General features: G+C 40.4%; 15 protein-coding genes. 1 reads left to right on the plus strand and 14 read right to left on the minus strand.

The features are described from left to right. Window positions 1-8: 8 nt before the first annotated feature. From I6J03_RS07260 to I6J03_RS07305, 10 genes are read right to left on the minus strand one after another with little or no spacing between them, the layout of a single operon-like run. Complete coding sequence (locus I6J03_RS07260) at window positions 9-2,012, minus strand: M60 family metallopeptidase (RefSeq protein ID WP_232279755.1); 2,004 nt, start codon at window positions 2,010-2,012, stop codon at window positions 9-11. Between the two features lie 30 nt (window positions 2,013-2,042). Then, a complete protein-coding gene (locus I6J03_RS07265) occupies window positions 2,043-3,770 on the minus strand; it encodes a LamG-like jellyroll fold domain-containing protein (RefSeq protein ID WP_002997869.1) in 1,728 nt (575 codons plus the stop codon). A gap of 1 nt (window position 3,771) precedes the next feature. Then, on the minus strand, window positions 3,772-5,382 hold the full coding sequence (locus I6J03_RS07270; protein ID WP_003008848.1) for a DUF5008 domain-containing protein: 1,611 nt from the start codon (window positions 5,380-5,382) through the stop codon (window positions 3,772-3,774). Between the two features lie 11 nt (window positions 5,383-5,393). Continuing rightward, window positions 5,394-6,137, minus strand: coding sequence for a fasciclin domain-containing protein (locus tag I6J03_RS07275; RefSeq protein ID WP_232279756.1), 744 nt, complete (start codon window positions 6,135-6,137; stop codon window positions 5,394-5,396). A gap of 13 nt (window positions 6,138-6,150) precedes the next feature. Then, complete coding sequence (locus I6J03_RS07280) at window positions 6,151-7,686, minus strand: RagB/SusD family nutrient uptake outer membrane protein (RefSeq protein ID WP_201694261.1); 1,536 nt, start codon at window positions 7,684-7,686, stop codon at window positions 6,151-6,153. 11 nt (window positions 7,687-7,697) lie between these two features. Further along, entirely contained in the window at window positions 7,698-10,880 is a 3,183-nt protein-coding gene (locus tag I6J03_RS07285) for a SusC/RagA family TonB-linked outer membrane protein (RefSeq protein ID WP_003008855.1), read from the minus strand. Window positions 10,881-10,904: 24 nt separating this feature from the next. Continuing rightward, window positions 10,905-11,942: a DUF5007 domain-containing protein gene (locus I6J03_RS07290; protein ID WP_232279757.1), complete on the minus strand. Its 1,038-nt coding sequence runs from the start codon at window positions 11,940-11,942 to the stop codon at window positions 10,905-10,907. Between the two features lie 5 nt (window positions 11,943-11,947). Beyond that, window positions 11,948-12,616: a hypothetical protein gene (locus I6J03_RS07295; protein WP_002997880.1), complete on the minus strand. Its 669-nt coding sequence runs from the start codon at window positions 12,614-12,616 to the stop codon at window positions 11,948-11,950. A gap of 21 nt (window positions 12,617-12,637) precedes the next feature. Next, window positions 12,638-14,167: a RagB/SusD family nutrient uptake outer membrane protein gene (locus I6J03_RS07300; protein ID WP_003008860.1), complete on the minus strand. Its 1,530-nt coding sequence runs from the start codon at window positions 14,165-14,167 to the stop codon at window positions 12,638-12,640. A gap of 18 nt (window positions 14,168-14,185) precedes the next feature. Beyond that, window positions 14,186-17,098 (minus strand): SusC/RagA family TonB-linked outer membrane protein, encoded by a 2,913-nt coding sequence (locus I6J03_RS07305; protein ID WP_003008862.1) that lies wholly within the window; start codon window positions 17,096-17,098, stop codon window positions 14,186-14,188. Between the two features lie 423 nt (window positions 17,099-17,521). On the opposite strand from I6J03_RS07305, the gene hemW reads away from it, so the two are divergent. Further along, entirely contained in the window at window positions 17,522-18,658 is a 1,137-nt protein-coding gene (gene hemW, locus I6J03_RS07310) for a radical SAM family heme chaperone HemW (protein WP_081445151.1), read from the plus strand. Window positions 18,659-18,695: 37 nt separating this feature from the next. Here hemW and I6J03_RS07315 read toward each other — a convergent pair whose 3' ends face one another. The 4 genes from I6J03_RS07315 to I6J03_RS07330 form a co-directional block, all read right to left on the minus strand. After that, entirely contained in the window at window positions 18,696-20,015 is a 1,320-nt protein-coding gene (locus I6J03_RS07315) for a sensor histidine kinase (RefSeq protein WP_003008865.1), read from the minus strand. Between the two features lie 2 nt (window positions 20,016-20,017). Next, window positions 20,018-21,370 carry a sigma-54-dependent transcriptional regulator gene (locus tag I6J03_RS07320; RefSeq protein ID WP_003008867.1) on the minus strand — a complete coding sequence of 451 codons (1,353 nt, stop codon included), beginning with the start codon at window positions 21,368-21,370 and terminating at the stop codon, window positions 20,018-20,020. Between the two features lie 66 nt (window positions 21,371-21,436). Next, window positions 21,437-22,753, minus strand: a complete 1,317-nt coding sequence (locus I6J03_RS07325; RefSeq protein ID WP_201694263.1) for a TolC family protein — start codon at window positions 22,751-22,753, stop codon at window positions 21,437-21,439. A gap of 176 nt (window positions 22,754-22,929) precedes the next feature. After that, the gene (locus I6J03_RS07330) at window positions 22,930-23,433 is read right to left on the minus strand and encodes a GNAT family N-acetyltransferase (RefSeq protein WP_003008871.1); all 504 of its coding nucleotides are present in this window, start codon (window positions 23,431-23,433) and stop codon (window positions 22,930-22,932) included. Window positions 23,434-23,435 lie beyond the last annotated feature (2 nt).

A 23,435-nucleotide genomic window follows, 5' to 3' on the forward strand; every position in this document is an offset into this window, starting at 1 on the left:
AATAGTCATTAATTAATATCAAAGAAAACACCCAACTCGGCCAAAGCCACATGATTTTCACCTCCCAGATTTTTATCCGGAAATTCAAATTTTATGTATCTCGGCTCTACTAAAGCAGGGAAGTAAAAATCTCTTCTTGCATTTCGTTGTGCCGTAGCTTCACTTGATTGTGCCAGTTTATAGTCTCCCTGTTGTGTCCAGGTGATATTATCGGCACTGGTATATACTTTGACACGCGTTGCATATGTATTTCCTTGTCTGTTCTGAATAAAGAATCCTCTGATTTCTCCGGCAGTTTTCATATCTATGGTAATGGTAACCGGAAGTGAAGTAACAGGATTACAACTGCTGTAACAGGTGTGCCAGTAAGTTGTAATGCTACCATCATTGATAGCCGTAAATTTCCCGGTACTCTCATTAGTTGCTGTAGCCATGTTAGAGGTATACTCAAAAGGACTTGATGGCAGATCATACTTTGGATTCATTGCAGAGTTGCCTCCCGTCTTTTTAATAGGGTCGTATGTCCATGTCGTCATTTCCATTGGCGGATATTTGGCACGCATCTCTTTCTTAGCTACGTTGCTGACCGCCATTCCCCATGCTACCATAAATCGGTAGTAATCACGGCCTGTAAACTCACATAATGAACGGTAGAAATAATCTCTTTTAGCCTGATCCAATGAGAACTGATAGTCTGAATTTCTGGATTTATTATATAAATAAGTCATAAATGCCCATCCGGATTCTCCATTTTTTCCCTGTATTTTATCAAATAGCTGCAGGAAAGGTGTCAATCTGAAAAACGGAGCTTCTCCATCGGCAATTACTCCATCCAGATTAGAGAAATTCTTTCCTGTCAGTGAAGCTGCAAAAGTCAATGCTGTTGGTATAGCTGTCTTTAGTGCCGGGTGAAAATTGAGGATAGTTGCATTACCTCTTCTATGTCCTCCGTTAAAAATAAACAGGTTATTGGATGTTTCTCCAAGATCTGACCAGCTCCATGTAGAAGTCTGCTGAAAGTTGTGCCCGACTTCATGATAAGATCCCCATGAATTACCATTGTGTATGGTCGTCAGATTGGTCAGCTCATCTAACCACTGCAGATCATTCTGTGCTACCCAAGGGAAACCACTATGTGCATATCCCAGCGAAGGTTGTATATCCAGTACAACACGTTGAGGAAATTCCGGATAACGGTTTTTCACTTCTGCAGCGGTGGCACTCAGTCCCATCCAGTCGTAATAATCTTTCTCATATACGATATTCCATTCGGCCATTACCTCATTAAGATCATTGAATCGTCCCTGATTAATGAAAGTAACTACATTCGCACGCGGAACTGTCATCACCATATGTTTACCCCGGATTTCTAACCACGGAACATTATTCGCCAATACATCTTTTTTCCATGCTGCAATATCGCTCTGTCCGTGAACAAAATCTGAAGCTCTTACAGGACCACTGAATTTTAAGTTTACCGGGATTGGACGCGCCACATTGGAACGTACCCATATGGTACCACCATACAGATTACGCACATAGTTGACTCCCGGAGCAAGCTCTTTAACGGTATAGATCACCGGATCCCGTTTTAATGTTTCCTTCCCAGTCAGATTGTCCATGTGTGCTCCTATCTGCACAGTCAGTCCGATAAGTCCCTCCGGTACGGTGATCTTGACATTTTCACCGGGAGGGGCATACAATCCTGTACTGTATATGGCCTGAGGAGCTACACTGATCTTGTAGTCTCTGGAGGAAATGACATTCTTATTCATGTCTATGATGACAGTTGTATCTTTGATACGTGGTACATTCTCCCCTACCAGACCCGGAAATACACGGGCACGATCGTACAAGCTTTTGTCTGCGACAAACATTGTAGTATCTATTGCTGAAGGATCCTGATCTCCATCCTGATGCCCATCCTGGAAATCATATCCATACTTTTTACAGGACAATAATAAAGTCCCTATGCACAATGCTATGAATATTTTAATATTGCTCTTTTTCATAATAAGTTCTTTAATCGTTAGCATTAGATCTTAATCTCTTACCAATATATAGTTAGGTGTCCAGCCTTTTCCGTCCAGCGACCACTGATAAATATCACTTGTTCCAAACCACTGATAGATCATAAAAGGCACATCTACAGAATTAGGAACCATATGATAAAAATCCCCACCCAGAGGTGATCTGAAATAATCTACCTTATCACTGAAATTCAGCCAGTCATATCTGCCTGTCAATACAAAATCTGCCCCTTTACCACTTTTTTCTTTCAATCTTGCCGTACCTACATCACTGTATCCCGGCCAGTATCCGATAAGATTGGCATACTGATCATGTGTCGGATCGACTTGTGTTATCCCTGACAGATTTTTAACCTGTTCGTCTGTAAAGGCCACATTATAAATCTGTAAGTTAGAAAGGGTAAATCTTGCACTATTGTTAGAACTACCGGGTATTTTTCCGATACGCAGAGGTGCTGTATTATCCAGATTATTGCCATTCGTTGTAGCTGTACTGTTAAATACACCATCTGTATAGGCTTTTATAGATCCGGTTGTCCGATTCACAACAACAGTTACCGCATGCCAGTTCCCGTCATTTACGACTGGTCCAAAGACCTGCCCTCCGATGGAGGAGTTAAATCCCCACTTGCCGCTCTCACCAAAGAAATTCCAACCTGCTCCGCCAAATCCTTCTTCCCTTTTTGAGAAGAAAACAGGATAATTCCAGACCGCATTGGCTTCATTATATTTAAAAAAGAATACCACAGTAAAGTTTTTGTTATTTGCAAAATTATACTGGGAAGCATTTTCAAGTGTAGCTAATGTCGATGTTCCTTCTCCATAAGTAAGACCTACTGCATTACCCACAAAAGGCATATCTGTGGTATTCAGCTTGGCGATAAGCTTACGCCTGAATTTTGGGGAATAGAACATCGTGAATGTGTTTCTCACTGCATCCCCAAATACTGTCTGATCGTTGGTTGGATCAAGAACTTTCCCTCCTTTGGATGAACTGACAATAATTAACCAGTTTTCACTGCTGTAACTGGGTCTGTTGCGGATGATTTCTACAGCTTCTCCAATTTTCTGATCCACTTTATTTATTGCACTGATATATTGTGCATCAGTCGATTCATAAGATGACTTCTGGCCGGCATCATCTACTCCGTGAAACTGCATAACGATAAGATCTGATTTTCCGGATTTTAATTCTTCCAGTCCGGCTTTACTCATTTCCTCATCATTTCCTGCAAATCCCTTTTTAGCAGTAGCTGCTCCTCCGAGATATGTCACTAATGGATCCGACGATGCAAATACACTGGAAGTTGCATCCTTATCTATGCTTTTCAACCTTGTGAACACGGTTGGATAATCTTTTAAATCTACTGTTGATAAATCCGAAGAAGTGACTTTATGCTTATCCTGATACACGCCTGTCAGCATGGATGCCCAACCAATCTCATTGGTCATTGGATTTGTTTTATAATCCGTAAGACCATTGAACGTGTAAAGTGCATTTTTTTGCATCAAAGTCAGATTTTTGACATTTGAACTGAGTACTGCATTTCCTCTTAACCCGTCCACTATGATATAAAGTACCTTAGGCTTTCCGACTTCCGTATTCTGATTGACCGGCTGCTCGTTTAACAGATTCGGAAAATCTTTATTACAGCTCATTACGATTACAGAAGCAACAATGACAGATCCGATCCGGCATACTCTTTTTGCGTAGATTGCAAACATATTACTTTTCATCATGTTAGTTCAGATTTGGGTTTAACTCTAATTTTACAATATTCCCTGTTGCTTTTCCATCTACAGAAAATATAAATCCTCCTAATATTACTGCCGGTAATCCAAGAGCAGAAGTCGTCTCTACAGCATCGTAAATGACACCATTGAAACTACCGATATGATTATAGCGCTGATCGGCAGATCCGTCCATATTTAGGATCAAAAGATTGGATCTGTTAATACCATCATACTTCTTGAATGATCCGTTTACCAGCACCTTTCCGTAACTCAGGATCTTGGCGTATACTACACCACCACCTTCAACCTCACGCATACGGAACGACTGATCTACGCTACCATTTGTATTGAGGAAAACTACATTATTAGCCACTGTACCATTGAAGTTTTTAAATACACCGGACAGTACAATTTTATCTTTGGCCGAATCATATGTTATCTCTACAATACTATTATCTGCCCCTGACCCTACATTGAAGGATTCGTCAACAGTGCCGTCCAGATTAAGACGGACAATATTTTTAGCAGGCTTGTCATTATATGTTGTAAATTGTCCTACGAGAACAATCTTTCCGTCATTCTGTTGAATGGCACTGGTTACAATTCCGTTTGCTCCTTTATTATTGTATACGAATGTTGAATCCAGCTTTCCGTTTGCATCACATCTGAACACGTTCCGTACAGGTGTATAGACATAGCGATAATTTTTGCGGGATGAATAGGTATAATCCACTTTAGAATAGCGGTCAAAGTTTCCTACGGCGATGATCTTATTATCTGCAGTAACGAATGTTTTGAGTATTGTTCCGGACTCTATTCCACCATTAAAGGCAGATACGGTATCAACATCGTTCTTTTTGTCTTCAGTCGAATTGATAACTTCTACGATCACGGTATCCAGCTGGCCTTTTGAATTAAGCTTTGCAATTTTCATCGCTTCTCTCTGATTCATACTTACAAAATTGCCCCCGATAATAAAGGAACCATCTCTCATCTTCAGTATTGAGTTGACATTCCCAAATGGATTTACTCCTTTTCCGAAAGTCATATTTGTACTGGCTTTTCCATTACTGTTCAAAAATTGTAACCCATTGATAGGGTTAGCTTTTGTCGCTGACTTTTCGAAATCTGTAAATCCTCCCGCAACAATATATCCTCCGCCATCAGAAAGAATATCGAGTACAGTATTATTGAATCCGTTGATAATGTCAAATGTTGCATCTATAGAGACGCTTCCTTCTATCTTAAGTGTAGGACCAAAGAACACCTGTTCTCCTATTTTGATCGTTGCTCCTCCTGAACTGATTTTTTCAGGAATTCTGATCGTGACTGTTGAGTCTGTCAGCTCTTCTATACCAACAGCTGTACTGTTTATAAAAAAGTCAAATTTTCCTTCGTATTGTTTCAATCCTTTGACTTCAAATGTCACTAAATCTCCGGGAAATGCTGATTCGGGATCGGCATATTTACTTTTGAAAGATACGCCCAGAGGTTCTTTACCACCGGCATACGGATTCTCCCCGACTAAATTATCTTTGCTACATCCGACAGTTAGGATAGAACTAATTGTCATGAATAAAAGGAGATTTCCTAAAATCTGTATATATCTGTATTTCATCTTGGTCAATATTAGTTTAGAGGTTTGATTCCTTTATCTACTGCTGCTCTTACAAAATCCAGACGCTGAAATCCAAAAATATGCCGGCTGAACTGCAGAACATGGAGCACTCCGTTAGTCGGTTGAATATCGGAAGTAGCAACAGGTCCTGTTGTCATACTGAATAGATTATTAGATGACGAATAGTTCTCCACATAATTAAGGTAAAGCTGTCTGTAACCGCTATATTTAATGATCTGTATATCGCCGTTAGAATTTACAGTCTTGGTATCATTATACAATACCCCTATATTCATTACCCTGCCGGAGTAGCTCGTATATCCCTGCCCGCCAAAAGTTTCCAGATTAATTGTATCCAATTGCGGAAAGTCCTTTAATACATATTTATCTTTAATGATATACATACCCAGAAAATCTTTCCAGACAGATTGATCTACCTGTTTGTAGGATGTGACCGTATCCTGACCGCGACTTACCAGATATTCATTGAGTTCTTTCATCGCTTTCACAATACTCATATCAGGCGGAGCAAAGAAGGTAACACTCTCTTTGTCAAGAATGTCTTTCATCCCCGCATATTCAACTACTTTGGTCAATGTATCAAAGAGGTCTTTGCGGCCTTGCAGATATTGCCATATGGTACCATTGTAGTTAGGATCATGCTTCCCCGTCTCTTCGTAATATTCTTTTTTACATGCGCTAAGACCAATGATTATAAAAATAATGGCCGGAAAAAATATATTCTTTAGTTTCATAATTTCTATCTGATTAGTTCCAATAAGCATTGTATGTCATAAAAGGATTATTTGCAAAAGCAGATTGATCGATAGGCCAGGTCCATCCTCCTCTATTAAAAGCATCTACAGACATTGGCGCTTCTGTATATTCGGCGTTGATGACTTTTCTGGTTCGTACCAGATCATAGAACCAATGCCCTTCCCCCATCAATTCTCTGGCGCGTTCGTACCAGATCAGATCTTTGAGGTCTTTTCCATTTTCAGAAGCAGCTTCTTTAGCTCCGGCTCTTCTACGCACCTCATTGATAACCAGTTTGGCTTCTCCGTCTCTTTCCAGCTCTGCCAATGCTTCTGCGCGCAGCATGATAGCATCATTATAGCGAAAAACGACCTGATTATCATCCGGGTTGTTATCTTCCCCTTCTTCCATAAAGACATTGACAAATTTCAACATCTGAAACTGACCTTCTGTATTGTACATAAATTCGTCAAACCAGTATGATTTTCTCAGATCACGCTCTCCAGGAGGATAAAGTTTTTCCAAGAACTTACTGGAGTAATAGATATATGACCGTGTAACAACCTTATTTGGTGCACGCAATACATAGTCAGAAAAAGTAGATGACAAATGGAAAGACTCTCCGTAGTTAAAGTTTTGTGCAATTTCGAATAGCCCTTCTTTAGTACGACCTTTAAAGATCTCCTTGGTTCTTTCCAGTGGTAATAAGGTATAAGCGCCACCATTTTCTTCCATTATTTCTTTTCCCAATGCTGCTGTAGCTTCATAAAACGGAGCTTTGTTGGATGAAAATCCGGCTACCCACATATTCATATGCATCATCAGCGCAATAGCACTTCCTCTCATCGCCCGTATCGCCACAATAGATTGATCTTCGTATGTCCAGGGCAGATCTTTATAATGGGCAGACATATCTGCAATACCTTTTTGCAATACTTCTACAAAATTTACGCGGGGACTTGGGGTACTATGAAAAGCTTGTGTATAATACGGAACGTCTCCCCATACTCTGACCATAAAGAAATAAGCCAGATTACGTAAAAATACCGCCTCAGCTTTATATTTTTTGATGTCCGCCTCAGACAGGATTCCGCTTTCTACATTCTCTAACTGGTAGTACAGAATATTGGCCTTCTGTACCATGAGGAAAAAATTATTCCATTTACGGACCTGCTGAAAACCAAAATAATCATTGTTCTCTCCAAATGCGCGCTCCGGTTTATAATACTGTGCGAATAAGCTTTTGAGATCATTGAACTTTAAATAGGTCAGATGATTGAATGTCGCACCAGCACCGTTGGATCCGGGAGCTCTGTTAATAGGCGCACATCTGAAATCTCCGGTAGCCGGAAAAAAGATCTGACGCATTGTCGCTTCTCTGAAAGTGGAATAGATCCCTCCTGTGAATTGTTCAAAATCGGCCTTAGTTTTCCAATAATTATTACCGGAGAGGTTATCGATTGGTGTTACATTTAGAAAGTCCTTTCCACATGATGTCACAAATAATGTGGTAATCAGCGTAAAACCTATGTATAATAATCGTTTCATAATTTTCTGAATTAAAATTGGACACTTAAACCTAATGTATAATTACGTGCTCTCGGATATCCCTTTGACGAGTCTCTTCCTAAATCGGAGACTAACTCCGGATCTGGTCCTGAATACTTCGAGAATGTGTAGATATTATTGCCGGAGAAATAAACTCGGGCACCTGAAATTCCCATACGTCTGGTCCACTCTCTGTCAAAGTTGTAGGAAAATGTTGCCGAATTGAACTTCAGATATGATCCGTCTTCCTGGAACAGGGTTTGGTTATATCTGTAAAAATCATTCAGTTCATTTCGGATAAAATCAAACGGATTCGGGTAATAGGCATCATCTCCCGGTTGTGTCCAGATATTGTACTGACTAAGCGGCACTAATGCTCCCGGCATAATCGGTTTGCCATTGCCGTCATAAGTAACCAGTCCTCTGGGGTTAGAATAGCTTCTGAAACGATCCGCCAGCGCATTGTTCAGGATATCACGTTTGATTGTGAAAACAAAGTTTGTTTGCAGGGAGAATTGTTTGTATTTAATAAATGCACCAAAACCTCCTGTTACTTTAGGCTGCGAGTTACCAACTACAACCAGATCTTTTTCATCCAGAATATAGTCACCATTCAGATCGGTCCATATCGGATCACCTGCTCTGAATTCTCTGTCTGCACCAAAGATTCCGCCGGTACGGTATTTCATTCCGGTACGCGGATCTACAGGCACATCATCATCTGTTCTGTAAACACCTCTGTAGTGAAATAATACGTTAGATAATGTATTGGTTCCCAATTGGTAAAGAATATCCTGATAATAGTTGGATTCATCTTTGATCAACAGTTGCCTTACACCATCCGGCAATGCTGCTGTAATATCCTGGTTGATGGCAAAGTTTCCGTTGAAGGACAGAGACCATGTTTTGTTGTTAAGTGGTCTGTAGTTAAACTGGAATTCATGTCCTCTGTTAACAACGCTGGTCTCATTGGAATTAACCGCTTCAAACGCATTCTCTGTAGATATTAGTTTTTTCCTTAACATTTTATCACTCTGGCTGTAATAATACTCATATGTGAATGTCAGATTGTTATTGAAGAAGGCCCAGTCTGTAGCCAAATTGAGTGTTGTTTTCGTCTGTGGCTGCAGGTTCACGTTAGGTATCGCTCCTAGATCAATAGATACGGTGGGCTGGTTATTGTAGGTTCTGCCATCCTGAAAATACTTACCATACACATCATAAATGGTACCTACGGGGATGATATTCTTACCCCAAGTACCTCTTATGGATCCCAGCGATAACCAATCCCAGTTTTCAGCAAATTTTTCGTTACTGAAGTTCCAGCGAAGTCCTCCTGTAGGAAGATATGTCCACGGATTGAGCCCTCCTGTAGTAGATGTACCGTCGACCCTGTATGTAAAATCTATATAGTATTTTTCATCGTAATTGTATGAGAAACTTCCGGCATAACCGACCGTTCTTTTTTCCTGTGTGATTTTATATAATGTTCCACCTTTCTGATTGCGGGTATCATATCCTAATCCGACTGTTATCTGATCATTTGGTGTACCCGTAATACTCATTTCATCTCCTCTCTTATTTACCACTTCAAATTCAGCAAACCCGTATACACTCAGATTATGTTTTTCAGCAAACGTCTTGTTATAGGCCAATAGATTTCTATTGTACAATGTATTGGTCCTGTCATTATAAGAGTACACTTCAGATTTATCCGCATTCAAAGCACCTTGTGTAAAACGATCCTGTGTCCCTCTGAGGTAATTGTAATTAAGCGTAGATGACGCCCGTACACCAGGTATAGGCTCATACTGAATTTCTACCTGAGAAGAGAGATTACCGGTTTTACTGTCATTGAGGACATTGAGGGCTGCCAGTGCATCACTACTCCCTGTAAATAAGGACGGTGATGGCAACAGAGAAGAAGTATTAGCCGAGCTGCCGACACCCGACTGCTGCAGCGCATTGCCTGATCCTGTACTGTTTTTAGCTAAAGAGCTGTTCAGATATGCCATTAATCTAAATTTAGAAGAAGGCATATATTGCATATTCATTTGAAGAGAATAGCGTGTAAATCCAGTATTTTTGATAATACCATTTTCATCATAATAGCCGGTGTTCACTTTATAGTTGAAGGCCTGATCCCCTCCGGATATATTCACATTCTGGCTATTATTGACAGTCGGTCTGTAAAAATAGGATTGCCAGTCTGTAGAGTTATTATAGAAAGCGTTCAAACTGTCCGCCAGCATGGGCGAATCATTGATATGCTGCAATGCAGAATTATAGGTTGAATCGTAACCAAGTATCTGTTGCAAACGAAGATAACGTTCCCCTTTTCCTCCTATTACGTTTCTCAATCCCGGTACCGCATTAATAAACAGTTTACTCTCGTAAGATACAATCGGCACTTTAGAACGTCCGCGCTTGGTCGTCACCAGGATTACACCATATGCACCTTTTGATCCGTAAAGTGCAGTTGCCTGTGCATCCTTTAATACGGTAATGTCTTCAATATCTTCAGTAGGAATCATGGCTATAGGACTGATACCAGGGCCTGCCGACTGAAAACCATATTCGTAATTTGCGTTATCTTCGATCGGAATACCATCAATAACAAACAAAGGAGATGTGGGTGTCAGGAAAGCATTATCTCCCGATCCCTGCACATTGATATTGGAAATACCACGGATAGCCATGGATCCGCGAACTCCGGGAGTACCGTTATTCAACTGTACATTAAGTCCGGCAACCTTTCCCTGTAGTAAATCGGTAAAGTTTGCAGCGGGTTGATCCTGTATTTCTTTTCCGGAAATGACTACTGCAGATCCTGTAAAGGATGTCTTCTTACGTGCCTGATATCCTACGGTCACCTCTACTTCGTTTATCACATTTTCCTTAATAGCCATGTTGATATTGTACACGGTTCTTCCGGCTTCTATTTTCTGGCGAACCTGTGTTCCCTGAAATGTAAATAACAATGTGGAATTCGCAGGAACAGTCACGGCAAAAGATCCGTCTCTTCCGGAAGTACCGATTGCTCTTCTTGGTGTTTCTATCAAAATAGAGACATCACTTAGTGTTTCGCCATTTGCACTATTCTTCACAATCCCCCTCACTGTAACATTCTGCGCAAAAGCAACGGAACTACAGAACGTGCACACAAAACATAAAATAATATATATACTTTTCATAATTTCTGATTAATAAGTTGGGGGTTATTCATTAGTAAATCTTGGTGATTCGCCCGTAAAACGGAATTGAATTTCCCAATTGCCTTCTTCAAAAATTGCAAAATCTAACCCTAGTCTTGCCAGCACACTGCCCCCTCCGAAACCAAGTCGTCTGTATGCAAAGGTCACGCTGGCTCTTGTACCATCTATATTCGTATAGTCAGTTCTCTGATTAATCAATGGAATAGGATAAGCAACCTTATACGTTACTTTCTGATTGGTCTTGACCATATCAAATCCGTGAATCAGTTTTTCCCAGTTTGTAGCATTAAACTTATCCGGATTGATATAATTGTTTAAAGAATCTACAAAACTGAAGGTCAGGGAATTTCCGGCCTGTTCTTCATTTTTAAAGAAATAAACAACCATATCTCCAAAGCCTAGAAACTGCCCCGTGCGTTCGCCAACGGTATTGACCATTAAAGAAGGAAACACATACGGACGAAGAGACAATCCTGTAGCAGGATCGATGGTTGATGGTTCGTAAGGTCTTTCTTTGTAAGGCTTTAATTTCAGATTTCTTGCAAATTTGCGACCTCCAGTATTACTTATCTCTACATCGAAAACATAACCCGGATCAGGACTATTCTTTACGAAGCTGGATCTTCCCGGATTCCACATCGTGATCTCTCCGGATTTTTCCTGGATCTCTAACAGAGGTCTGTACTGCACTTCACGCTTACTCTCGATCTCAGCCAATGTAGTTTCAGCTCCTGTATACGCTTTTTTCCATACTTTGACAGGAAATTTACTGGTTAGTTCCGGTGCAGGATCTCCGTCAGCAGTACGGATACTGTAAATTTTAAAGTCTAAAGGAAGGGTAGAATTTTTACCCACATTCACATTATTATTGAATAAAGTGGTTCTTCCTAATACCGGCTCATAAGTAGTGGTAGTGTATGTCACATCATTATCCAATGCATCCAGATGATCCGGCAGATTTTTATTACACGAAGAGAGTAGTATAACAGATAACAGAACTAAAGCGCCTTTTATCGTATTGCTTATATAATTTCTATTCATATACATTATTGAGAAAACTTAGAAGTGAACTTATTGAACCCAAAATCGTGACTTGCCGACAGGAAATGAATGACTCCGTTAGTTGTCTTCAGATTGACTGCAGTCGTCGTCGTCGTTTGCCAATATCTTTTGAAAATGGAGTTGTTGACATCGCTAAACTCGATTTCCTGTTGTCCTCCGGAAACAAAGCCGGAAGCATTTGTGACATTATAGTACATATGCATATCGTATCCATAGATACTTTTGGCTTTCAGGCCATCTATATAGGGGTACAGTGTTTCTGTAGTTACTTCACCTTCAAAGATGTATCTTCCCATCAGGGAGTCCAGCTCCAACTGATCTACGTCTTCCAGATATAGAGGTGCTTTATTTGTCAACTTACGGGTAGCATTGAGAGCCTTCACGGCAATCTCAAAGCTCCGGTTGGTCATCGCATAAAATGTGAATTTTTCTGTACCCATCAGTTTGGAGCGAAGTCCGGGCGCACGATCCAGCACCAGAAGCAAGGAATCATAAGTTCCCCTTTGGCTTTCCAGATACTTCAGTATAGTACCATCATAAACCTTGGTATTGTTTTGATAATCCTTATAGTATTCGTCACCTTTCTCACAGGAAACGGTTGCAGTCAATATAAACAGCGCGAATACAAACCAGATATGTTGAATTCTAATCATAATATGAGGTGGTTATAATCTTTATTTCCAATATGGATTTTGTACAAGTTGTGAATTGTTCCTTAGCACATCTGTAGCGATAGGCCAGTAAATTCCTCCATCATTTATCAGTTTTACGACGTTGGAATCTTTTTTCCTTAGCTTATTGAAACGAATGATATCATACCATCTCCAGCCTTCACCCATCAGCTCTCTCCGTCTTTCTTCGAAGATTACATCAACAATATTCTCTGTTCTTCCTTCATGAAAAGCCGGTAATCCACGGCTTGTTCTGATCACATTCAATAGTGTACGGGCTTCACTGATCTCTCCTAAGGCTGCTTTGGCTTCAGCTCTTAACAGCGTGATTTCTTCCAGTCGGGTGAAAACCAGATTAGATCCGAAAATATTGAAATCACTGTCTCCGTCTCCGTCTCTGATCACTTTGATCTTACTGAAAATCGGAATCTCGCCACTGAAGTTTGTAAAGTAATTGGTCCTTGTCAGCCCTGAGATCGTGTCAATACCAAAACGGGTATCATTAGGGTCATTAAAAATGGTAATCACACTGTCCTTAGGGACAAAAATATCCGGCATAGTCTTGTTTGTCAACGGCTTGGCCAGCGTCAACTGTTCGATATGCCCGGTAGCTGTTGCCTCATTAAAGGCATAAGAGGACTGAAAATTAAGCAACTGCGAATATTTTTCTGAAGAAGAGAAAATTCCTGTCCGACCCGTCAGTTGAGAAATATTGGAATAGAACAAGCCTACTTTACCGTAATTATCCAAAACAAATTTTGAAAACACATCTGCATCAATGTATTTCCCCTGCCATGCCGCAATATGTGCCAAGAGCGCATACGCTGTCAGCTTGTTGAATAATACACCTCTCCATTCTACGGATGTGACCCCGTAATAGGTCTGTAGATTCACCCCGTACAGGTAAGGCAGATCTTCTGCCGCTTTTAACAATTCCTGACTTGCAAAAGCCAGTACGGAAGCCTGATCTGTCCTTCCGAATTCTGTAAATTTACCGTCATCATAGGATTTGGTCAGCAAAGGCACATCTCCCCAGATACGAACCATGTAGAAATAGGCAAATGCACGAATAGCACGTGCCTGTGCGATATCATATTTAAGATTCAACTCTGTGTAGCGTTCATCTTTTGCATATACCTCCGGAGCACGTTCTATGAAGATGGAAGCTGCATTTACCACAGCATAAAATCTTCTCCAGTTTGACAATGCGGAGATCATTGGATACGATGCTTTTAAATCATTTTTGTAAACGGCCTCCAGATCAGAGCGTTTGTAAGACACAAAATCTTTACCTCTCATCTCACCATAAACCCAATGTGCATTATTATCCTGTAATGCGGCTCTGGTAAGGCCATACAACCCCATCAACGAAGAGCGGGTATCTGAAATATCCGTCCATTGTTTTGTTTCAGAAGCAACATTCGCAGCATCGATGTCCAGTTTATTTTCACAGGAAATGGTTATCATTCCTGTCAACCCTGTCATCAACATCAAAAAACAGGAAACATTCTTTTTATTAAAATATCTTTTCATAAAATCGTAATCAATTGGTTAGAGATCTAACTTGAAACCCAGCGTAAATGTCGGTGATAACGGAAGTCCGTACCCGGAGTAATAGCCATTAAAGTCTATAAGTTCAGGATCTACACCTGTGAATTTGGTAATGGTGAGCAGGTTTGTTCCTGTTACATACACATACGCTTTTCTGAGTCTTTTGACCTTTTCTTTAAGTCCCGCTATTTCATATCCTACAGAGACAGATCTTAATTTTAAGAAGGATGCGTTTTCCAGAAAAAGATCCTGATCTACACGGTAAGGTACACTGCTGCTCCATGGGTTGTAAATCGGATATTTTGTGATATCAAAATCCTGCTGCCAGTGAAAAATCTCCTTTACAGAATTAATGGTATTGTTAGATTCGTTGTTGATGAAGTCGTAACGATTGGAAACACGCTGATTCAATGCTTTATGTCCTAATGCGAAATACCATTGAAAACCCAGATCAAAGTTTTTGTACCTGAACTGGTTACTCCATCCTCCGACAAACTTAGGCATTGCATTTCCTGCCAATATTTTGTCATCTTCATTTACATCATAGTCTCCGTTCTGATCTATCCATTTGGCATCACCCGCATTCATTTCGACGCCCTGAAACATTATTTTACGTCCTGTATTCGGATTAACCGGGATTTCGCTTTCTGCATTGTAAATACCTGCATTCTGATATATCCAGAATTGATCAACAGATTTTCCTACTTCAAGCTTGCGATCACCTACAATTAATGTCTGCAGATTATTAGGAAGGGCTTTGAGGGTATTTTTGTTGATATTAAAATTAAATGAACTTGACCATTGCAGTTTGTCCGGGTTGGTCAGCAGATTTAATCCCAAAGCAACATCCACCCCTTTATTATTGACATTCAGACCATTCATATAACGACCTGTATATCCGTATTCAGCCGGGACAGGAATGGATGCGATCTGATTTTTGTCATCTTTATTGTATAACGAGATTCCCGCAGATAACCGGTTTGAAAAGAATGAACCTTCCAGATCGATATTAAAATGATCTGTATATGGCCATGCTACATCATAGCCTACCCAGCCTAATGTATATGGTCTTGAGATAGCTGCGAAGCCATTATATGAAACCAGTCCGGCTTCTGTACTCCAGTTAAGATCGGTTGCATACTGAGGTCCTGTTGCAAAGCGACTGATGGTCAGTAATTTTCCGATTCTTCCCCATCCGGCTTTGATCGAAAGTTCATTAATCCCGTCATTCGTAGTGAAGAACTGATTTTTCACATTCCATTTTGCACTCACTGCCGGCGTGAACAGCCATCTGTTGTCCTTCTGGACTGTAGATGAACCATCATAGCGCAATACAGCATTCAGATCCAAAAGATTTTTATACTTATATTTTGCATTTCCATAAAAGGAATACACTCTCAGGTCCTCACGATTCGTATATCTGTAAGTAGGAAGAGTAGATTCTTTAAGGTTTAACTTGATGAAATCATTAGGCCCATCATACGTTTTGGTGTATGTAAACCGGTACAGGTCTTCCATATATTCCATCCCTGCAGTCAGATCTAACTGATGATCAGTATCTTTTCCAAGTTTGTAATTTAGAGCATGATCAAATTTGTACCGCTGGTTATAACCGTTGTAATTGGAGACATAGTTGTTGTCATCCATCAGGGAAGATGCATAAAACACATCTCTTAATCCCTCGTTATAGTCGATTGAGAATTTAGTAGTATAACGAAGATTGCTTAGTATGGAGAAATCTGCCGATATAAAAGCCTGCACAGCATTCATGACATTACCATCCACGTTTTTGTCAAATTCCTTCAGGTAACGTGCATATACATCACGATTGGGTGACATCGGGATACTCAGATCAGGCAAATATCCCGTCTCCGAAATTCTGTCCCTTAAAGAACGGTTACGCTTACGCTCCACTCTGGAAGCATTGACATATGCTGTAAAATTAAACCATTCAGCCGGTGCCATATTGACATTGAAAGTCGCATTATAACGCTTGAAATTAGCAGCATCTGCACTGGAAGTATTACTGGTATGACCGCCCAGAAAGTTAAAATTGGCTCTGTCTGAACCTCCTCTTAAAGATAAGTCAATAGAATATAAAGGCTGATTTTTATAATATTCTTCGGACCAGTTTGACGGACCATAGTAATTTACATTTGTGGAATCTCCCAGATAAGAAGGGTACGTGAGCCGGTCTTGTTCTGTTCCATATTTGGAGTAAAACTGCTGTCTGAACATATTCTCATATTGTGCATTGACCGGAGTGACAGATTTTCGGGTATTCATTCCGTAGTAAGAATTAAGACTGATTTCACTCGGTCCTGATTTACCCCCTTTAGTTGTGATCCAGATAGCACCATTTGCAGCCAATGGTCCCAATGCAGCTAATTTGGCCGGATCTTTAATGACTTCGATAGATTCTATCGCATTGATATTAAAGATACTTGCGAAATCTGTTCCCGGCCCAAGTCTGTTGTAATCGTATTTCTGAATACCATACGAAAAGTTATTTTCCTGAGTCAGCGGCACGCCATTGACAAAAATAGTGGGTTGGGAAGCGTTGATATCCTTATTGGAGAATAACGGTGCTGCCAATCCGCGTAAGACAATATTTCTGTTTGTCCCAGGTTCAGCGGTATTTTCCTGAACGTACACACCCGCTACTTCCCCTTTGAGATATTGAGCTACACTGTGGAAAGGAAATGTAGAAACCGTCTGAATATGTACCGAATCAGCAGTCCCCAATTTGACAGCTGTAGGATTAAGCCGCTGAAGAAGGAGCGTATCGGTACTCACGGTATCCTGTAAAAGATATCGGTTAGTATTTGCAGTATATCCTTCCGGAAAATCGGCTGCTTGCAGGAAAGATACAGGAAAAACTAAGATTAAAAAGCAATAGAATCTTTTCATCATAAGTGCATACTTAGGTTATATTCGTAATTAGTTAGTTCACCCTGTTCCGTTTATTAAGAAATGGTGATTACTAGGTTAACTGATGGAACAATGATATACAGAGAATGGGGATAATCCGGCATGCTAAAACAACGAAATCGTTTGCGTAATTTAAGCAATCGATTGTGCTAAACAATATTGGATGAGATCATGAGGCAAATACTGCATGATAATGAGTTGCAACATCCCTAATAAACACGCATAGAACAGCATTTTTGTACGGGGATGAGTCTATTCTTAACAAAATAGAAGACAGCGAATAGACAAGGATTAAAAGAACTAATCAACAGAAAAAAGCACTCCGGTGTAAAATGAAGGCAATTTATTATTAGTCCTTATCAAAGCTATATTTTAGCTTATATTTGGAAAAGATTTATACAAAAAATGCCGGGTATCTACTTCCACATTCCATTTTGCAAACAAGCCTGTCACTACTGTGATTTTCACTTTTCTACGTCCCTCAGATACAAGGACGAAATGATGGCTGCAATGAGACAGGAACTGGAATTACGTAGTCAGTCAGGAGATACCAAAAAGCTGACCTCCCTGTATTTCGGCGGAGGAACGCCGTCTATTCTGGATGCAGGACATATACAGTCTTTCATTGATGCTGTATCCGAGTATTATGACATTGCTGAAGATGCAGAGATTACTCTAGAGGCCAATCCGGATGATCTGGATCATAAAAAAGTACAGCAGCTCCGACATACAGATATCAATCGTTTCAGTATAGGCATACAGTCTTTCTACGAAGAAGATCTGAGCTGGATGAACCGTGCGCACAATGCCAGTGAAGCAGATGCGGCAATTAAGCGAGTACAGGATGCCGGATTTGAGAATATAACAGCAGATCTGATCTACGGTTATCCGCTGCTGACTGATCAAAAGTGGAATGCCAATATCGATAAATTACTGGAATTTGAAATCCCACATATCTCTGCGTACAGTATGACGGTAGAGCCACAAACAGCTCTGGATCATTTTATCAAAAAAGGTAAATCGCCGGCCATGAATGAATCTCAGTCTGCCGCACAGTTTGAAATCCTGATAGATAAACTTGTAAACAGCGGATTTGAGCATTATGAGATTTCCAACTTCGCAAAACCTGACAGATATGCCCGACATAACTCCAGCTACTGGAAAGGCGATACTTATATCGGTATAGGTCCCTCCGCTCATTCCTTTAACGGAGATAACCGATCCTGGAATATTGCTAATAATGCATTGTACATAAAAGGTATATCTGAAAAAACACCTGTTGCTGAAGTCGAACAGCTGAGTTTCGAAAACAAAGTCAATGAATATATTATGACTTCGCTGCGTACTATGTGGGGAATGGATACTGCCAAAATCGAAGAAGCATTCGGATCAGATACCCTTAAGCAGCTCACGAATACGATCCAACCCTTTATCGCACAAGGAGAAGTGCGCCTGCAGGATGGACACTATTATCTTACAGCAAAGGGAAAACTTATTGCCGACCATATCGCATCCGAGCTGTTTCTGGAAGAAGAAGATTAGCGGTTACTTTACTAAAATGTGGCTGCATGTTTTCCTTTCAAAACTGCAAAGTAAATGTACTGCCTTTACCTACCGCAGATTCTACCAGAATATTGCCTCCATGGATCAGCATGATCTGTTTACTCAATGTCAGACCGACCCCACTTCCTGTTTTTCGTGTGGTAAAGAACGGTGTAAAGATATTTTCCATGAGTTCCGTATCTATACCGATTCCATTATCACTGACATGGATCTGTACATTACCGCCTTTCTCTATTGCGGACATGGTGATGTATGGTTTTTCTACATCTTTTACAGCCTCCATAGCATTGAGAACAAGATTAATAAGCACCTGCTCCACCAGATTGGCGTCTGCAAATAACTGAATCCGGGTAGGTTTCAGTATCACATCAAATTCAATATTCTTCTGTACAAAGGTCGGCTCCAGCAACTGATAAATATTTTCAAAAAGATCAGAGACCATGATTTCCTGCACTTTGGGTTTATCCACCTTATTGATTGTACGATAACTTTTTGCAAATTTCAACAGCCCCTCACTTCTGTTGCGAATAGTATCTACACCTATACGTACATCTTCCAGTTCTTCTGCCGGCTCCAGGTGATCCAGATGCTGGCTCATCGTCTCTGCCAGGGACGAAATAGGAGCAATGGAATTCATAATTTCATGCGTCAGCACACGCAATAGTTTATGCCAGGCTTTAGTCTCTGTCTCATCAATAGCTTCGTTGACATTCTGAAATACCACGATCTGACACCGCCCCTCCTGTGTCACCAGTTCGGACAATTGCATAAGTAGTTTGACCTTACCTTTAGCAGAAGATACCGCTTCAATATGTTGCTGTCCGGGCTGAAGATTATTAATAATCCTGAAAAGTTCTTTATTCCGCTTTTCCAGTGAAGTGAACTTTCCTACATAAGGAATATCAAACATAACCCTAAAAGCCTCATTCATCCAGATCACTTTATCCTTATCCGGATAATAGGTAAAGATAGCTGTGTCAAGCATATTCACAATCTGATTGAGATATTGATACTGCAATTCTTTTGATACCGTAATTTCTTTAAATGCGGCATTTATCTCATTGAAGGTCTCGTGAATCCTGCGCTTCGTAGAGCTTGTTTTTTTTGTAACGTAATAGCGTGTGAAATCGCGTTGCCTGGTAGACTGTACAAAATCCATAAATACATCATAGATCTCAAATTGTGCTTTCAGTCCGGCGGTGAAAGTGACAATAGCTAATAAACCGGCCAGAGATGCCAGCAGATACCATTCAGACATCAGGGCAAAGCAACATATTGCTCCCAACCCTATAAGCAATACATAACTACATGCTATCCACCATTTAAAGCGTGTCATAATCAAAGGTTATACTTTTCCAATCGTCTGTATAATGCCGAACGCGTAAGCCCCAGTTCTCGGGCAGCCTTACTGATATTACCATTATACTTTTCGATCACTTTCTTGATTGTATTTCTTTCCAATACTTCCAGATTCTGTTCACTGCTCCCGGATACGACAGGTTGGACCGAGTTCTCTAAGGGGGAGAACAACAGATCTTTCCCCTCCACCCTATCCGTCTCAGACATAATGACCGCACGCTCAATACTGTACTGCAACTCTCTTACATTACCCGGGAAGTGATAACCATTCAGCTTGTATACAGATTCATCCGAAAAATCAGCTACAGACTTATTGTACTTTTTGGCGTATATATTCAGGAAATGTGTGGCCAGCAGCATGATATCCTCTCCTCTTTCCCGCAGCGGAGGAACCTGTACTTCGACCGTATTGATCCTGTAGATCAGATCTTTTCTGAACCGGCTTTCGTTGGCCAGTTCCCGGATAGGAATATTTGTGGCACACAATAACCGGATATCTACGTCTGCAGCATGATTACTTCCCAAAGGCGTAACCTGCCTGTTCTGGAGTACGGTCAATAATTTGGCCTGTTGCTGTAAGGAGATATTTCCGATCTCATCCAGAAATAATGTTCCTTCGTGAGCCAGCTCTATCCGTCCTTTCCGATCTTCACGTGCATCGGTAAATGCCCCCTTTTTATGTCCGAATAATTCACTCTCAAAAAGCGTATCTGTCAACGCCCCCACATCTACCTTTATAAAATTCTTCTGATATCGGAGTGACCGGTTATGAATCTCCCGTGCAATGACATCTTTACCAGTTCCATTTTCTCCCAGAATAAGGATATTGGCATCCGTTGGACCTATTTTGCTTATTTTATAATACAGATCCTGCATGATCTCAGACTCTCCAAGCAGCTGAGTCGATGTATAAGAATTTAAGATACCCTTTACATCTGCTTTTTTTGCCTTATTTACAGAAAGTGCTTCCTCCAGGCTTTTTAGCAATGTCTCGTTTTGCCAGGGTTTGACAATAAAATCAGAGGCTCCGTTTTTGAGAGATTTGACCGCCAGATCTACAGCACCGTAAGCCGTGATCATGACAACGGGTAATACCGGATATTCTTCCCTGATCCGGGACAACCAGTACAAACCTTCATTACCGGTATTGATGGTGCTTTTAAAGTTCATATCTAACAGCACAGCATCCACACTTTTCTTAGCCAATATGGATAATATTTTTTCCGGATTATGTTCGATGATCACTTCACCTACCTGAGGCTTGAGCAACAATCGTACTGCTGTAAGCAGATCCTTATCATCATCTACAACCACTATGGTCGACTTTTTCATATTTCAAAATAAGACTAAAAAGTAAAAGAAAAAAAACCAATCCCGCAGTTTTCTCTGCAGATCACCTTAAAACCCAAGTTTTCCCTGATAGTAATCTAATGTATATTGCTGCAATATAGCCTGATATTGTAATACTGTAAGCTGTGACAAAGCTTGTTCATATTTATTTTTTGCAATAATATAAGTCACTGAATTTATGTCGCCCTCATCAAACCTAACCTGTGCAATTCTGAAAGATTCCTTATAATCTGTAACCTGGCTTTTCAATAATGCAATATTTTCATAAGACTGTTTATATTCGAAAACTGCTCTGCTGGTATTTTGACGAAGCTCAAGACGTTTCTGATCGTTTTCTACCTGCTGACTCCGCTGATCCAACCGGGCCAGTTTCACCTGATTACGAACTTTAAATCCATTGAATATCGGAATATTAAGACCAAATGAAACATATTTACCCAGATTATTATCAATCTGACGCAGATAAGAATCACTGGAAGTCCCTGCATATTGACTATTCAGACCGGCACCAAACGTAAGTCGTGGATAATAAGCCGACTTAGCATATTTTACAGCATATTCTGTTGCATCCGTTTTGAGCTGTAAAGACTGAAAGTCGGGCAGTTTATCTTGTGCCTCCTGATATAACTGATCTGCATCAGCAGTCAATACATCCATATCATTTGTCTGACCTTCCAAAGGGGCAAGTTCTCCCAATTCACTCTCTGCTATATTCATAAATCCCGAAAGAGCGATACGTCTGTCGAAAAGTGTTTTCTTTAATCCGTTAATAGAGGAAGATTCTGCAGCATACTGACCTTTGATATCAAAGTAATCTCCCGGTGCAATTGCACCCTGTTTGTGTAGTGTCTCCGATCTTTGAAGCTGTGCCCGGGTTGTTTCGATGTTAACTTCTGCCTGTTGCAAAATATCTTTTGATGTCAGCACCTGTATATACGCCAGTATAACATCCATTTTCAAAGCAATTAAAGCCCCTTCTTGATCCTTTTGATCAGCCGCCCATCTTTTGGACTGTTGTCGTATATCATACAACATCCCCAGTCCATCAAACAGCACCATAGAGGTCGTTAGTTCCTGATTACCGGAAGTAAAGCGTTTGCTGATAAACTGATTAGTAGAGGGATCTATACTTTTTCCTTCATTGATTCCGTGTCCCAGACGGGCATTCAATGTAGGAAGGCGTTCCTGCCATGATCTGGTATAGGCGATAGAAGAACGCTGCGCTTTTATCTCGCTGTGCTGAACGGCCAGATTGTATTGCAAAGCCTGAGAAATACAGGATTGCAGATCACGTACCTGACCCAAAGCAGCAAAACCTGACCCTACCAAAAAATATAATACCGAAACAATATATCTGTAATGCATAAATATGCTGTATAAGTAATGAGAATGTGTAATACAATCCTCTTACACACAGCATATGCCAAAAGAATAAACGACTAAAAATCAATACCTTATATCAAAATCAAAATATTACAGTGTTCGTCATCGGACAAAAACTGTCCGTTAGCGGACAGTCGGACGACAATTTCGAAAGTTCGTCAAAATACCAGGCTCAGGATTTCTCCGGGAAGTCCGTCATAATCTCTGAACCCTTCTGAAACAAACCCATTATTGACCAGAATTTTTCTGGATGGAATATTCTGAGGATCAATAATGGCCGTAACCTTATTGATTTGAGGTTCTTTCCTTGCTATCATTAACATCTCGCTGGCCATCTGATTTCCAAAGCCTTTTCCCCAATGAGAAGGGAGTAAAATATAACCAAGTTCCGCCTCCGTACTGTCTCCCGCTATGACCTCCAGTTTAGCTAAACCGACAAATTCCCGAGTTTTAGCTGTCTTAACTTTGAAATAGCCAAAAGAAGAGTGTAAACCATTTATCCCTAAAATCTTTTCATAATCTGCCTTAGCTTCTGACAAGGGAATAGCCCGCTCTGTAATCATAGCCATTACTTTTTCATCACGCACTAATGAATAGTATAATTCAAAATCATCCTGATCAAATTTTTCAAAAATGAATTCTTCTCCCGGCTTTTTTAACATAT

The organism is Sphingobacterium spiritivorum, assembly GCF_016724845.1.
In the GTDB taxonomy this organism is placed as follows: domain Bacteria; phylum Bacteroidota; class Bacteroidia; order Sphingobacteriales; family Sphingobacteriaceae; genus Sphingobacterium; species Sphingobacterium spiritivorum_A.

Coding starts and splice junctions, on each gene's coding strand:
- I6J03_RS07260 (WP_232279755.1), bottom strand. CDS start 2,012: ATGAAAAAGAGCAATATTAAAATATTCATAGCATTGTGCATAGGGACT.
- I6J03_RS07265 (WP_002997869.1), bottom strand. CDS start 3,770: ATGATGAAAAGTAATATGTTTGCAATCTACGCAAAAAGAGTATGCCGG.
- I6J03_RS07270 (WP_003008848.1), bottom strand. CDS start 5,382: ATGAAATACAGATATATACAGATTTTAGGAAATCTCCTTTTATTCATG.
- I6J03_RS07275 (WP_232279756.1), bottom strand. CDS start 6,137: ATGAAACTAAAGAATATATTTTTTCCGGCCATTATTTTTATAATCATT.
- I6J03_RS07280 (WP_201694261.1), bottom strand. CDS start 7,686: ATGAAACGATTATTATACATAGGTTTTACGCTGATTACCACATTATTT.
- I6J03_RS07285 (WP_003008855.1), bottom strand. CDS start 10,880: ATGAAAAGTATATATATTATTTTATGTTTTGTGTGCACGTTCTGTAGT.
- I6J03_RS07290 (WP_232279757.1), bottom strand. CDS start 11,942: ATGAATAGAAATTATATAAGCAATACGATAAAAGGCGCTTTAGTTCTG.
- I6J03_RS07295 (WP_002997880.1), bottom strand. CDS start 12,616: ATGATTAGAATTCAACATATCTGGTTTGTATTCGCGCTGTTTATATTG.
- I6J03_RS07300 (WP_003008860.1), bottom strand. CDS start 14,167: ATGAAAAGATATTTTAATAAAAAGAATGTTTCCTGTTTTTTGATGTTG.
- I6J03_RS07305 (WP_003008862.1), bottom strand. CDS start 17,098: ATGATGAAAAGATTCTATTGCTTTTTAATCTTAGTTTTTCCTGTATCT.
- hemW (WP_081445151.1), top strand. CDS start 17,522: ATGCCGGGTATCTACTTCCACATTCCATTTTGCAAACAAGCCTGTCAC.
- I6J03_RS07315 (WP_003008865.1), bottom strand. CDS start 20,015: ATGACACGCTTTAAATGGTGGATAGCATGTAGTTATGTATTGCTTATA.
- I6J03_RS07320 (WP_003008867.1), bottom strand. CDS start 21,370: ATGAAAAAGTCGACCATAGTGGTTGTAGATGATGATAAGGATCTGCTT.
- I6J03_RS07325 (WP_201694263.1), bottom strand. CDS start 22,753: ATGCATTACAGATATATTGTTTCGGTATTATATTTTTTGGTAGGGTCA.
- I6J03_RS07330 (WP_003008871.1), bottom strand. CDS start 23,433: ATGTTAAAAAAGCCGGGAGAAGAATTCATTTTTGAAAAATTTGATCAG.